Source organism: Thermosynechococcus sp. TG215 (assembly GCF_031583455.1).
Classification (GTDB): Bacteria; Cyanobacteriota; Cyanobacteriia; order Thermosynechococcales; family Thermosynechococcaceae; genus Thermosynechococcus.
Genome location: NZ_CP134178.1, coordinates 970,148 through 983,186 on the forward strand (window position 1 = coordinate 970,148; position 13,039 = coordinate 983,186).

Below are 13,039 nucleotides of genomic sequence, written 5' to 3' on the forward strand. Positions count from 1 at the left end.
CTACGCTATGATTGCAATCCCCTTGCGGAATCTTTGATGGATGTTGTCCTTTGTCATCAAATTGCTGATTTTGACACCCTTGGGGCAGCCGTCGGTGTCACACGCCTTTATCCGGGAACCAAAATTGTCTTGACTGGGGGAACCCATCCCAAGGTGGGGGAGTTTTTGGCCTACCATCGCGATGAATATCTCCTCATTGAAGCAAGAGCCGTTGACCCCAGTCAATTGCGCCAGATTTGGGTGGTGGATACGCAGTGGCGTCGCCAGTTGGGGCAAGCCGCAGGATGGCTGGATCAACCCCAAGTCCAAATTGGCCTGTACGATCACCATTTGGAGATGACGGGGGATATTGTCTCCCAGCAGCAATGGTTAGAACCCGTTGGAGCCACCAGTACTATCATTTGCGAGCAGTTGCAGACCGCAGAGATTCGCCTCACACCCACAGAAGCAACGGTTCTTGCCCTAGGGATTCACGCCGATACGGGTTCCTTGACCTTTGAGCAAACCACGGTGCGGGATGTGCAGGCCTTGGCGTGGCTGTTGAGCCAAGGCGCCAATCAGCGGGCGATCGCCACCTATTCCGAGGCTGGCTTGAGTGCAGACCTGCAACCTTATCTACGCCAAGCATGGGCAAATCTCCAGCAAGTAGTTTATCAGGGCTATCGGCTGGGCTGGGTGCTGCTGCACACGGCGGAGTATCTCCCCGGCCTCTCGCGGTTAATCACCCAATTGGCGGATCTCAGTGAATGCGATGCCATTCTCCTTGGGCACTACTATCGCCAACATCATCTCGCCATTATTGCCCGCAGCCAAATTCCCAATGTCAATGTTGCCCATTTGCTGGCTCCCCTTGGCGGGGGTGGCCATGCCCAAGCCGCCGCAGTGACGATGACCACAGACCAGCCAGAGGCGGTGCTCAAAGAGATATTTACAGCGCTTCAAGCACAGATTCCCCATCCGCCAACAGCGGCAGAACTCATGTCCTCACCCGTACGAACAGTACGTCCAGAAACCCCCATTGCCGATGCCCACCGCGTCTTGCTGCGCTATGGCCACTCTGGTCTGTCGGTGGTGAGTGCCGCAGGGGAATTGCTGGGGATTATTTCACGGCGAGATTTGGATGTAGCGCTGCACCACGGCTTTGCCCATGCCCCGGTCAAAGGATACATGAAAGCACCGGTGCGCACGGTTTCCCCGACAACGCCACTGCCAGAGATTCAAGCCCTAATGGTGCAGTACGATATTGGGCGGCTACCGGTGGTGAATGAGCAAGGTGATCTTGTGGGAATTGTCACCCGTACCGATGTGCTGCGCCACCTCTATGCCCTCAGCCGCGAAACGGAAACGGTCTGCCCCTTGCCAACCCTAAATCTTTACGAGGCACTGCAACAACGGCTGCCGGAGCAACTGTGGACACTACTACAACGGGCGGCAGCGATCGCCAAGGAACGCGGCTGGCAACTATACCTTGTGGGTGGCGCAGTGCGGGATCTGCTGCTGGCGATCGCCCAAGGGAATCACCATTTACCGACACGGGAGTTTGATTTGGTGGTGGATGGGGTGCAACAGGAGGAAGCTGCTGGCGTGCATTTGGCACAAGCGCTCCATGACCTCTACCCAGAGACCGATTTACAGATCTACGGTCAGTTTCAAACCGCTGCACTTCACTGGCCGAAGGCCTTGCCCTTAGCCGGGTTTGCTGTGGATATTGCCACCGCCCGCAGTGAGTTTTATCCCTATCCAGCCGCGCATCCGGAAGTGGCTGCCAGTTCGATTCGCCAAGATCTCTACCGCCGCGATTTTACCATCAATGCCCTAGCCATGCGCCTAACACCACCGCGCCATGGGGAAGTCCTTGATTTTTTTGGCGGACGGGAGGATTTGCAGCGGCGACTGATTCGGGTGCTCCACCCCAATAGCTTTATTGAAGACCCGACGCGGATTTTTCGAGCCGTGCGCTTTGCTGTGCGCCTTGGCTTTGACCTAGAGCCGCAAACCCGCCAGTACATTGAATATGCCCTCACCAGTGGTGTCTTTGCCACCCGCGATCGCCCCACCTCAAAACGGCCTTCCCTCCAAAGTCGGCTGCGCAATGAACTGCGCCACATCCTTGAACTGCCCCTTGCGCCAACGGAACACTTTGGCGGTGAGCGTGCCTTGACCCTGCTGGCGGAATTGGGTGCCCTTGAGTGTTTAGATCGCCAAGTGAGGTTTGATCAGGCGGCCAAGGTGCGCTTGAAATTGGTTTGGGAGTGGTGGCCAGAAGTGCCTGAGCGGCAAGAGTGGCAAACCTTTCCCCTGTGGGAGCTAGAACTCTTGGCCTTGATTGTGACTGTCCCCACGGCGGGGGCGATCGCCCGTCAACTGCAACTGGGGGAGCACATCTGTGAGTGGCTGGACACTTTTCCTCAATGCCAACAGGAGTGGCAGAGATTGCGGCAGAGCCAGCAACAGCGCAGTCGCTACTGTGAATTTTTAGAGCGTCACCCCTTACCCGTCATTGTGCTTTTGGCCGCAGTACAGCAGGCAAAAGGTAGCGCAGCCGATTTAGGGGATGTCGCCCTATTGCGGGAGTATCTCTGGCATTGGCGATTGCAAAAGCCGCCCCTAAATGGCCATGATCTGCAACAGTTGGGCTATCCTCGCGGACCGCAGTTACGGCAAATTCTCCTTGCCCTGCGATCGGCAATGCTTGATGGCCTTGTCAGCGATCGCCCCAGTGCCATTGCCTATGTTGCAGCCCATTTCCCCAAACCATGAATTGGTTTCGCTCTGTCATTGGTCAGCCAACCGCTGTGCAACTCCTGACCCATGCCCTCGATCGCCAGCGACTCGCCCCCGCCTATCTCTTTATTGGACCTGAAGGGGTAGGCCGTGCCCTCACTGCCCGCTGTTTTCTGCAAGCAATTCTCAACGAGGCCAGTGATCTCAGCAACCACCCGGATGTCCTCTGGATTGAACCCACCTACAGTGTCCAAGGGACGCTCTACACCCGTCGCCAACTCCTCGCCGCTGAGAAGGAGATTCCCCGCAGTGCCCCCCAGATTCGTCTAGAGCAAATTCGCCAACTCAGCCGTCACCTCAGCCAACCGCCGATGCGTGCGTCGCGATCGCTAGTGGTCTTGACCCAAGCTGAAACCATGAACGAAGCCGCCGCCAATGCCCTGCTAAAAACCCTCGAAGAACCGGGGCGTGCCACGTTGATTCTCATTGCTCCCAGTCCGTCAGCACTCTTGAATACGATAGTTTCCCGTTGTCAGAAAATTCCCTTCTATCCCCTCAACCGTTCCGATCTCGAACAGGTCCTGCGACAGGTCGCCCCCCCTGAATTTTGGCAGGAGGTTAGCCCCGCCCTCTTTGACCTAGGAGCTGGCTCCCCAGGAGCAGTTCTGCAAGCGTGGCAAACATGGCGAGAGATTCCTGAGCCGTTCCGCCACCTCGGCAAACAACTGACCACACCCCTCCCTTTACAAACTGCTTTGGAATTGGCACGAGATATTAGCCAATCCCTTGATGTGGAACGACAGCTCTGGCTCCTCGGTCTAATGCAGCAGCAAATTTGGCAAGGGGGATCGTTCCCGCAGAAGGTGTCTATGCTTCAGCAATTGGAGCGTGCCCGTCAGTATTTGCAGCAGTACGTTCAGCCTCGCCTTGTCTGGGAGGTGTTACTGATGCAGTTGGGGACGGTGTGATAGGCTATCGGCAGCAGTTGGGAAGATAAATAGACAGATGATGGCGAAACAACAATGGCTGGGGGCGATCGCGATCGCGGTGCTCTTGGGGGGATGCCAGTCGGCAATAAATCGCTTAGAATCACCGGCAGTCGCGCGTCCGGAGAGTGAAGGGGTTACTGCTGATGTGGCGGTGGCACGCTTGGAACGGCTGGAAACAGGCTCAACCCTGACAGGTACCACTCGCCCCTACCGTGAAGTGATGGTGCGATCGCAGGTGGAGGGACAAGTTCTTCACCTGAGTGTAGATGTGGGCGATCGCGTGCAAGCGGGGCAACTGTTGGCGGAGGTGGATCCCGTTGTCCTCAAAAATGCCGTCTTTGCAGCAGAGGCAGAACTGGCTGCCCGTCGCAACGAGGTGATCCAAGCCCAAGCCGCCGTCAATCGCGCCCGTACAGCCGTCGAAGAAGCCCGTCTTACCCTCCAACAGGCGGAAAGTGACGCCCGCCGCCTTGAAACCCTGCTGCGGGATGGTGCCGTCTCAGCACAAGCAGCGGAACAGGCACGCACAACGGCGCAAACAGCACGGCAGGTACTGCGGTCTCGTGAAGCAGAGGTGGTGACCGCCCAACAGGGGGTGGCCGTTGCCCAAGGTCGGGTGCAAGCCCAAATCGCCTTTGTCCAACAGGCACGGGCACGGTTGAATCAAGCCCTCCTGCGATCGCCCCTCAATGGCGTGGTGCTAGAGCGACTGACAGAAGTGGGCAACCTACTGCAACCGGGGGGAGAAGTTCTTCGCCTTGGCGATATTCGTCAACTCAAAGTTGTTGTGGAAGTCTCGGAACGGGAATTAGCGAGATTAGCTCCCGGCCAAGGGGCAACAGTGACGTTTGATGCCGTGCCCAACCGCACTTATGAAGGACGGATTACGCGAATTTCACCTGCCGCTGCCGCTGCCCGTCTGATTCCTGTGGAAGTCGTGATTGACAATGCCGATGAACGCCTGGGCAGTGGTTTACTGGCACGGGTGGCCTTCCAAGGAGCGAATGCGCCGCGCTTGATGATTCCGCAATCCGCCCTCAGTGGTTTTGAGGAGGGGCAACTATCCTCACGGCAAGGCAGCGTTTTTGTGGTGGTTGGCGATCGCGTGCAGGAGCGGCAGGTCACCCTGGGCCAACGGCGGGAGGACAAAGTGGAAATCCTCAGTGGTTTGAATGCTGGCGATCGCTATGTCGTCCGTTCGGGTCGGCCCCTGCGGGACGGGGATAAAATTCGCCCCAGCATCCTCTCTGAAGGCTAACTAGAGGTTTATTGGCGCACAATTGTCTCGTAGGGGTGCCACGAGTGCAGTGCCCGCAGTTGCGGTGTTTTCTTCTGCTGGTGGGCTTCCATGCGGGCAAGGACATCATCGAGGATATCTACTGCCAGTCCCACATAGGGGCCTTTGTTGAGCATGACACACTCCGCTCGCTCCGCCATCGCCGCATCCGTGATTTCTGCACGGGAGGGCACGCCTTTTTTCACCAAGTTTTCAAGGACTTGGGTGGCCCAAACCACGGGCACATGGGCGGCTTCACAGAGCCAGAGGATTTCCTCCTGCATTTCTGCCAAGCGTTGGTAGCCAATTTCAACCGCGAGATCACCTCGGGCAATCATGACGCCAAAGGGTTGCCGACCCGCCGCTTGGATGATCAGTTCTGGCAGTGCTCGAATTGCTTTCGGGGTCTCAATTTTGGCAATGATGCCCATCTGGTCGGCGCGATCGCCACAACAATGCTCCAGTTCCCGTTGCAGTAGGGCAATATCCTCGGCGGACTGGACGTAGGAGTAGCCAATGATGTCGGCATGGCGGCAAGCAAAGGCCAGATGCTCGCGATCGCTTTCGGTCAACGGACAGAGGCGCAAATCACTGTCGGGGAAGTTCAAGCCTTTGGCCACTTTCAACCGCTGTCCTTCTTTGCAGTGGGTGATAGTCAGTTCCACCCCTTGCTCATCTTTGCTGACAATGCGACCGCCAATGTGGCCATCATCAATCCAAACCCGCTGCCCCACCGCCAATTGCGGCAAAATTTCTGGCAAGGAGCAGGTGAATTGCGGTATTTCTCCACCATCAGGGCAAATTTCCGTTGTCAGCCGCAGGCGATCGCCGCCGTGGACGCGCACCGTTTCCGGAAAAATGTCGGCAATGCGGGGTTTTGGCCCCCCCAAGTCCATGAGAATTTTGCAGGGTTGACCCGTAATGTGGCTTGCCGCTTGCAGGTGCTCAATCATCGCTTCCCAAGTGGCAGGGTCATCGTGGGCACAGTTGATGCGGGCACAGTTCATGCCCTTGCGCAGCAGGGTAATGCTCCATTGGGGGTCAGTCACCGCCTCAGGGGGCAGGGTCACCATGATGCGCCCATGGCGTTTGCCGCGAATGGATCCAAAGAGTTCTTCTGTCTGGCGGCGCAGTTGGCGATCGCCCGCAAAAAAGGCATCTAAGGGTGGGCGGGGGGGCAGTGACTCATGGGTATGGCACAGGGCGCCCAAAGTATTGATCACCGCATCCAAATTGGGGAGCACCCGCGACTCGATCCGTCCTAAGGACGATAACCCCCAAGGCATCAAGGCCATTTGAATTGCCCGTAGATCCCGCCAGCGCAAGGCCAAATAGTAGGCAAGATTGCGGGCACTAGGTATAAATTCGGATCGCTTAATTTTTGATTGCCACTGTTGAAAACGGGCTTCCCCCTCTTTAGTAATTTCCTGCCGCAGTTCTAACAAGCTATGGAGCAAGGCAACCGGTGAAACCGGTACAGTCGGTGCCTCCAGCAACATAACTGCCTCCTAGATGATTTTAAGGGAATTCATGATTCGGTTGGACTCATGGCAAAGCCAGATTTCATGGGGATTTGCGGGAAATTTAGTGATTCTTGAAAACCATGAATTGATGGCTTAACAATACCCCTCACTGCAAAACATAAATAAACACTTCTTTACATCACTCGGCTGCAACGAACGGTGGTGTAGGAACCGTTGTGCTTTCTGACACAACTCTATCTATCTTTCAGTATATCTGCTGACCTCTTTCGGGAATCTTAATTTTCTCCCAAGCAAAAGGATTAAGAGTTACTACAAGGGTTCCAAACCGATTTCCCAGTTCTGTTATGTTCTCAATAGAGATGTTCATTGTCTTGCCCTGACCAGTGCCCCTATGGATCGTCATCCTTCGTTGCAATTACTCAAATACTCCTATCAGTCCGCAGTGGCCTGGTGCCAAGAACATGGCTGGACAGATCTCTTTATTGAGCAGTACCAGTATTGGGCGTTTCCCCCTGGCGGCGTGATGCCCTTACCTTTGCCCACCGATGGCTTGCAATTCATTGACCTGCCGGCTGCCCCATCCCCGCAGCAACGCCGCCTACAGATGTTGGCACTGGCGATCGCCCTAGTCACCACGGGCTTGAGTGGCTGGCTGCAGTCTTTGCTCCCCCTCGTCATTGGCTTTAGCTGCTGTGCCCTTTTGATTGCCGCCCAAGAACCCTAGGGGGGATTCCTGATACACTGGAAAGCTGGCCTGCACGTTAGCGCATCCCCTTGATTGGCTTAGATTCAACCATAGAACAGCCACCTGTCTTGGCGAGTGGGACTCAATTCTACAGTCCCGGCTATTCATTCAGCTATGAGGTCATGGGTGCCTGTTGTCGCCTTTTTGACCGCGAGCAGTTACCGTGGCCCTGTTGCCGCATTGCTTGGCGCAGCAAAGAACCCAGTTGGCGGCGCATTGGGCGGCGGCTTGTTCTCGACAGTGCCACAAAACGGCATCCCAGCTATTGGGTGCGCCACCTCGAAACGGGCGCCATGATGGTGATTACGCTCTATTGGGTGGAGTTATCCCCTAGCGATCGCCAGTGGTGGTACAGCAAAGACTTAACTTATTGCAACTAAATTGCAAAAACAAAGCCATCGTCCTAGAATATTTCTCAGATTGCATTTAGGAGAAATTCTCAACTATGCAGAAAGTCGGTCGCCGTGTACTCTTGGGCATGGGCGCTGGGGCAACGGCCTATGTCGCCCACCACCTCTGGAACCAAAAAGCAGAATCGAGCAATGCTCAACAGCGGCAGGCAGGGGGTGTGATCAATGTCTATTCAGCACGGCACTACGATACCGACAAAGCCCTCTACAACGGTTTCACCGAGCAAACTGGCATTCGGGTCAATCTCATTGAAGCTGAGGCTGATGCCCTAATTGAACGGATTCGCAGTGAGGGCAGTCGGAGTCCTGCCGATGTGTTGATTACGGTGGATGCTGGTCGCTTGTGGCGAGCCCAGCAGGCCGGTCTTTTGCAGCCGATTCAGTCAAGGGTACTCAACAGCGTGGTGCCAGCCAACCTGCGGGAACCCCAAGGTCACTGGTTTGGCCTCTCGCGGCGCGTACGCGTTCTAATCTACAACAAATCCAGCGTCAATCCCAATCAACTGTCCACCTACGAAGACTTAGCTAATCCTAGGTGGCGGCGGCAGATTCTCACACGCAGCTCCAGCCATGTCTATAACCAATCCTTGGTAGGCTCACTGCTGGCGATTCATGGTTCTCAAAGAACAGAAGAGTGGGTGCGGGGATTGGTTGCCAACTTTGCCCGACCCCCAGAGGGAAATGACACCGCACAAATTCGCGCTTGTGCAGCGGGTGTTGGAGGTATTGCAATTACAAATCATTACTACCTCGCTCGATTAATGGCCTCAGATAAAGCAGAAGACCGCGCAGTTGCTGAGAAGGTTGGTTTGTTCTTCCCGAATCAGCGCGATCGCGGTGCCCACGTGAATATCTGTGGTGGTGGTGTGGTGGCCGGTGCCCCCAATCGTCAGGCGGCAATTCGCTTTTTGGAGTATCTGGTGAGTCCCAAGGCACAGGAAATGTTTGCCATGGCCAACTTTGAATATCCCGTGCGCTCCGGGGTACCCTTGCATCCGGTTGTGCGGCGCTTTGGCAACTTCCGTGGCCAAAATGTCAATGCTGCAGTGTTTGGCCGCAACAATGCCGAGGCTCTGCGGATTATGGACCGGGCGGGGTGGCGCTAAGGTTCTAAAATGAGCGATCGCCCCCGTTGATCGTTCCTGTGTCTTGCGCCTTCATTGCCTACACGATTCTTCTGGCTGCTGCCCTCCTTGACTTTGGCCTTGGGGATCCGTGGGGCTGGCCGCATCCCGTGCGCTGGATGGGAGCCTATATTCAATCCCTTAGCAACGGGTTCAACTATGGCCAAGGCTGGCCAGTTTGGGGACAGCGGTTGGGGGGGGCGCTGCTGACACTGAGCTTAATCGTAGGTTCTGCCCTCATCAGTTGGGGGGTGGTGACACTGGGAATGACGATTTCGCCCCTCCTCGGTTGGGGGATTGCAGTCGTGGGCACCGCCAGTGGCTTTGCGGGTCGTAGTCTGCGGGATGCAGCGGCAGAGGTATTGGCACCTTTGGCGGCTAGCAATCTTGAGGGGGCACGCCAGTCCTTGGCTAAGTATGTGGGTCGCGAGACTGCCCACTTAGAGGCGCCTGAGATTCTGCGGGCGGTTCTGGAAACGGTGAGTGAGAATACGACCGATGGCATGATGGCACCGCTGTTTTATGGGGCGATCGCCACCCTTATCGTTCCGCAACTAACCCCCTTGCCCCTCGTCATGGCCTACAAAGCTGCCAGTACCTTGGACTCAATGATTGGCTATCGCGAGCCACCCTACACCCACTGGGGATGGTTTGCTGCCAAAACCGATGATGTGCTCACGTGGTTGCCCTGTCGGTGGCTCGTCTTTCTAGTTGCCCTTTGCTCTAGGCAGTGGCAGCGGGTATGGCAGTGGTGTTGCCAGGATGCGCCCAAGGATCCCAGTCCCAATTCCGGTTGGAGTGAGTGTGCCTATGCAGCCGCTTTTGGCGTACGGCTGGGGGGTACGAATATCTATCGCGGCACGGTGAAAGTGAAACCCTTTTTAGGAGAACCGCTGCACCCCATTGATCAAGGCACGATTATTGCAGCTCTGCGGCTCAGCCGTTCCCTCTACCTGATCACCCTTACAGCCACAGGCGGCATCGTTTTGGTGTGGCATTTGGTGTGGCATAAAGTGTTTTCCATTTAGCAGTTCATCTTGGCCATAATCGTTTAGAGTAGATGGATTAAGAAATAAAATTTAGAAACATTGGCCGTGGTTCAGCCCTCTCCTCTGCAAGGCCAGACACTGGCCGCTTCCTCCCTCTCCATGGCCGATCGCCTGTTAGAGATTTTTTTAACTACAGTGCCCAAGGGCTACTACTGATTGGTGTTTCTGCCACCCGCCCACCCCAATATCAAGTCATTAGCGCCAACAGCATTGGCCAGCAGCTTTTGGGGAATCACCTCTCCGTAGCTTCACTGCTTCAGGATGGAGCACTGCTAACCTTTTTCGACCCCCTGACGGAGATTCCCCAGGCCATCCACAAGGTGCTGGGTCTTTTGGGGGAAATGACGGAGGCCGATCGCGCTTACCTCTTTGAACGTGACCCCGGTACCCAAGGGAGCTTTTCCAATACCTACGAATGGTGCGCCCCCGGCATTGAACCTCAGCAGGAACAGCTTCAGGGGATTGTGACTCAAGACTATCCCCGTTTTTTCGAAGAAATTCAGAGCCAGGATCATGTCATCTGGCCTTGCATCCAAAACCTGCCCAAGGATTCCCCTGATCGCCAAGGTCTAGACGTCCAGCAAATTCAGTCCCTCCTTGTGGTTGCCCTCAATCGCGGTGAGGAGTTGATCGGCTTTTTGGGATTAGACTTTGTACGTCAGGCTCATTCCCACCTAGAGACCCTCCTACCACTGCTGCAAGTGATGGGTCAAGTATTTACCAATGTGCTAGAGCGCCAAGAGATCGAGCGATCGCTCCGCCTTGCCGAGAGCCAGTACCGCAGTATTTTTGAAAATGCCACAGAGGGGATCTTGCAATCTAGTCCCAATGGTCATTACCTCAAGGTCAACCCCGCCTTGGCTCGCATCTACGCTTATGACTCCCCAGCGGATCTACAGGCTCACATCACTGACATTGCTGGTCAGCTCTATGTCAATCCGCGTCGCCGCGAAGAGTTTATCCAAGCCCTCACCGCCACTGGTACTGTTACCGACTTTGAATCGCAGGTCTATCGTATAGGTGTGAGAGCAGCATCCCTTGTGGAGTTTTCCACATAAGGTTAGGATGATGAATCGATTGGCCACTCCGCTTCCCTACATTGCCGCGCCTTAACCCCCACCTGCGATGCGAGGATTAGGGAGTGCAGGCTAAACATGTTCAAGGTCTGCTTATGCGTTTCTATTGGCTGAGTGCGGCAAGTTGTCTGAGTTTGATGTTTTTGGCAGTGGGCTGTCAAGCGGCAACGGTTCCCTCAGCACCAGTAGAAGCATCTGCAACGGTTACAACGTCCCCTGTGGCTGTATCTCCCCTGTACACCGTGCTGGATGAGTTTGGCCAGCCCCAGTTTCAAGTGGATGGGCGGAACCTGTTTCGCGATCGCCCCCTGCCCGCCCACCGCATTAGCACCGCCCCGATGAAGCTGCTGCAAGTGTTGCGTAGCACTCGCCAGTATTTTCAAGACTTTAGGGAAACAGACCCCATTACCCAGCGGGAGGGCATTCTGGCGATTCAGGGGGTGACGCTGCCCCAAGTCCTCGACACCCTAGACTTTATGATTGCGACGCTCACGGAGGATATTAGTCGCAAGCGCCCAATTCGTTTGCAAGACCCCGCATTTATTAATCGGCACTTTCGCGTCATTCAATGGCTGCCCCACAACCCCCGCAATCCGCATCAAACTAAGGAATTGCGCCTCACCAACTATGCGGTATTTACCCATCGCGGATCACGCACCCGCACAGAGACGTACAATACGGCGCTTTATGCTCTGCCGCCCCGTGTTCCCGATCAACCCGAGGACTTATTTTATAAGCAACTGACAAAGCAACAGGTACTGGAAGGGATTTTTGAACCGGGTGGCTCCCTCTATGGACGGGTGAAGCCTTTGGCCTACTTGACGAGGAGAGGGCTTGAGGATGCCCTGATGCAGGGGACGATTCTGGTGCAATTTACCGATGGCACTGAAGCCTTTTTCAATGTGGATCGCAATAATGATATTCCCTTCGTCAAGGGGGTTGATCCCTACGAGCAGCGACGCTACTGGTATTTTCGTGAAGTCCCTTTCCTTAAGGGCTATGGCAGCACCATTGAAAACAAAATCAATACCCAACCTGAGGTGACCTTTGCGGGGGATGTCTGGAATATCGGTCTTGGGCGAGTCATTGTGGTTGAAGATACCCAAGGCGGTCAGCCTAAACTGCGCCTCGGCGTGATTGCCGATACGGGGGGAGCCTTTATGCCCAATCTCTATCAGTTGGACTTTCTAGCGGGAATTTTTCCAGACCGTGCTACCTACCAAGCGGCTGCCCGTCGCATCCCCAATTATGTCCGTGCGTACATTTTGATTAAAAAGTAATTAAAAAATACCCCTAGCGCTGGCCGAGATATTTATGGGTTTGGGGGACGACGCGCACTTGGGTCAGCTGTGCCTTCAATTGCGCTTGCCACCTGAGGAGTTGTTCCGGGGTGGGTGGGGGGGTACAGCGACCGGTACCTACGGGCGTTACAGGTTGGAGAAAGACCGGGATATGGGGATTGACGCTGGCCACAAGGGTAGCGAGGCGGTCTAAATCAGCAGGATCCGTTGTTTGGGAAATAATCACTTTGCAAAAGACCTCGACAGGGGCGCGATCGCACAGGCGCAAAAAGGCTTCATGGGCTGACCAATGGCACTCACCACTGACGCTGGGGAGCTTAATGTCCATGCCGACACTATCGAGATAGGGAAGAATTTGCTCCAGTGCTTCTGGATGGTGTCCGCCAGTTTCAAGGTAGAGGGGCAGGGAGCTATGGGCTTTGAGGAGGGGCAAAAATAGTGCCAGTGTTGCAGCATGGAGCAGCGGTTCGCCGCCGGTGAGACTAATACTGTCGTGGATGGGGGGAGTATTGAGCTGCTGTACGGCTTCGAGAATATGGGCGGCAGTGACGGGATTGGGTACGGTTTGAAAGTAGCGATCGCCCGCTTGTGCTTCAATTAGGGCATGGGCGGGAACAAACCATGTGTGGGCACTGTCACAATAGGTGCAGCGGAGATCACAACCCGCCAAGCGAATAAAAATTTGCCGACACCCCACATTAGCGCCTTCCCCTTGAATCGCTGAGAACATCTCCACCAAGGGAAGCGTGATCGGCGCAAGGGAGGAATGATTGCTCGTTTGCTGCTCTTTTACGGAAATCACAGGGGATGTGCAAGCCTGATCACAATCGGGTTTTCTTTCCGATAGTACCTTAAAGATAG

At 55.3% G+C, this 13,039-nt stretch carries 11 protein-coding genes; 9 read left to right on the forward strand and 2 right to left on the reverse strand.

What is annotated here, in order from left to right; translation table 11 throughout:
* Positions 1–36: 36 nt before the first annotated feature.
* The 3 genes from RHJ02_RS04570 to RHJ02_RS04580 are packed head-to-tail and all read left to right on the forward strand — an operon-like array spanning position 37 to position 4,971.
* Positions 37–2,760, forward strand: a complete 2,724-nt coding sequence (locus RHJ02_RS04570; protein ID WP_310743451.1) for a CBS domain-containing protein — start codon at positions 37–39, stop codon at positions 2,758–2,760.
* Complete coding sequence (locus RHJ02_RS04575) at positions 2,757–3,692, forward strand: DNA polymerase III subunit delta' (protein WP_206201262.1); 936 nt, start codon at positions 2,757–2,759, stop codon at positions 3,690–3,692. Before RHJ02_RS04570 ends, RHJ02_RS04575 begins: the two co-directional genes overlap by 4 nt.
* Positions 3,693–3,729: 37 nt before the next feature.
* On the forward strand, positions 3,730–4,971 hold the full coding sequence (locus tag RHJ02_RS04580) for an efflux RND transporter periplasmic adaptor subunit (RefSeq protein WP_310743452.1): 1,242 nt from the start codon (positions 3,730–3,732) through the stop codon (positions 4,969–4,971).
* 8 nt (positions 4,972–4,979) lie between these two features.
* Here the strand turns inward: RHJ02_RS04580 and RHJ02_RS04585 are convergent, their stop codons facing one another.
* Positions 4,980–6,488, reverse strand: a complete 1,509-nt coding sequence (locus RHJ02_RS04585; protein ID WP_310800503.1) for a pyruvate kinase — start codon at positions 6,486–6,488, stop codon at positions 4,980–4,982.
* Between the two features lie 376 nt (positions 6,489–6,864).
* Here RHJ02_RS04585 and RHJ02_RS04590 point away from each other — a divergent pair, with 376 nt between their 5' ends.
* The 6 genes from RHJ02_RS04590 (at position 6,865) to RHJ02_RS04615 (ending at position 12,157) form a co-directional block, all read left to right on the forward strand.
* Positions 6,865–7,197, forward strand: coding sequence for a hypothetical protein (locus RHJ02_RS04590; protein WP_206201264.1), 333 nt, complete (start codon positions 6,865–6,867; stop codon positions 7,195–7,197).
* An 89-nt stretch (positions 7,198–7,286) separates the two neighbouring features.
* Entirely contained in the window at positions 7,287–7,598 is a 312-nt protein-coding gene (locus tag RHJ02_RS04595) for a hypothetical protein (RefSeq protein ID WP_310744885.1), read from the forward strand.
* A gap of 65 nt (positions 7,599–7,663) precedes the next feature.
* Positions 7,664–8,734, forward strand: coding sequence for a Fe(3+) ABC transporter substrate-binding protein (locus RHJ02_RS04600; RefSeq protein ID WP_310800504.1), 1,071 nt, complete (start codon positions 7,664–7,666; stop codon positions 8,732–8,734).
* A gap of 38 nt (positions 8,735–8,772) precedes the next feature.
* A complete protein-coding gene (gene cbiB, locus RHJ02_RS04605) occupies positions 8,773–9,780 on the forward strand; it encodes an adenosylcobinamide-phosphate synthase CbiB (protein WP_310800505.1) in 1,008 nt (335 codons plus the stop codon).
* Between the two features lie 245 nt (positions 9,781–10,025).
* Complete coding sequence (locus tag RHJ02_RS04610) at positions 10,026–10,859, forward strand: hypothetical protein (protein WP_310743455.1); 834 nt, start codon at positions 10,026–10,028, stop codon at positions 10,857–10,859.
* A gap of 113 nt (positions 10,860–10,972) precedes the next feature.
* Positions 10,973–12,157, forward strand: coding sequence for a hypothetical protein (locus tag RHJ02_RS04615; protein WP_206201267.1), 1,185 nt, complete (start codon positions 10,973–10,975; stop codon positions 12,155–12,157).
* A gap of 13 nt (positions 12,158–12,170) precedes the next feature.
* On the opposite strand, the gene RHJ02_RS04620 is transcribed toward RHJ02_RS04615, so the two are convergent.
* Complete coding sequence (locus RHJ02_RS04620) at positions 12,171–12,908, reverse strand: 7-carboxy-7-deazaguanine synthase QueE (protein WP_315862918.1); 738 nt, start codon at positions 12,906–12,908, stop codon at positions 12,171–12,173.
* Between the last annotated feature and the right edge of the window lie 131 nt (positions 12,909–13,039).

Excerpts from the sequence above, each read along its gene's own strand:
- RHJ02_RS04570 (WP_310743451.1), top strand. The coding sequence starts at position 37 with ATGGATGTTGTCCTTTGTCATCAAATTGCTGATTTTGACACCCTTGGG.
- RHJ02_RS04575 (WP_206201262.1), top strand. The coding sequence starts at position 2,757 with ATGAATTGGTTTCGCTCTGTCATTGGTCAGCCAACCGCTGTGCAACTC.
- RHJ02_RS04580 (WP_310743452.1), top strand. The coding sequence starts at position 3,730 with ATGATGGCGAAACAACAATGGCTGGGGGCGATCGCGATCGCGGTGCTC.
- RHJ02_RS04585 (WP_310800503.1), bottom strand. The coding sequence starts at position 6,488 with ATGTTGCTGGAGGCACCGACTGTACCGGTTTCACCGGTTGCCTTGCTC.
- RHJ02_RS04590 (WP_206201264.1), top strand. The coding sequence starts at position 6,865 with ATGGATCGTCATCCTTCGTTGCAATTACTCAAATACTCCTATCAGTCC.
- RHJ02_RS04600 (WP_310800504.1), top strand. The coding sequence starts at position 7,664 with ATGCAGAAAGTCGGTCGCCGTGTACTCTTGGGCATGGGCGCTGGGGCA.
- RHJ02_RS04615 (WP_206201267.1), top strand. The coding sequence starts at position 10,973 with ATGCGTTTCTATTGGCTGAGTGCGGCAAGTTGTCTGAGTTTGATGTTT.
- RHJ02_RS04620 (WP_315862918.1), bottom strand. The coding sequence starts at position 12,908 with ATGTTCTCAGCGATTCAAGGGGAAGGCGCTAATGTGGGGTGTCGGCAA.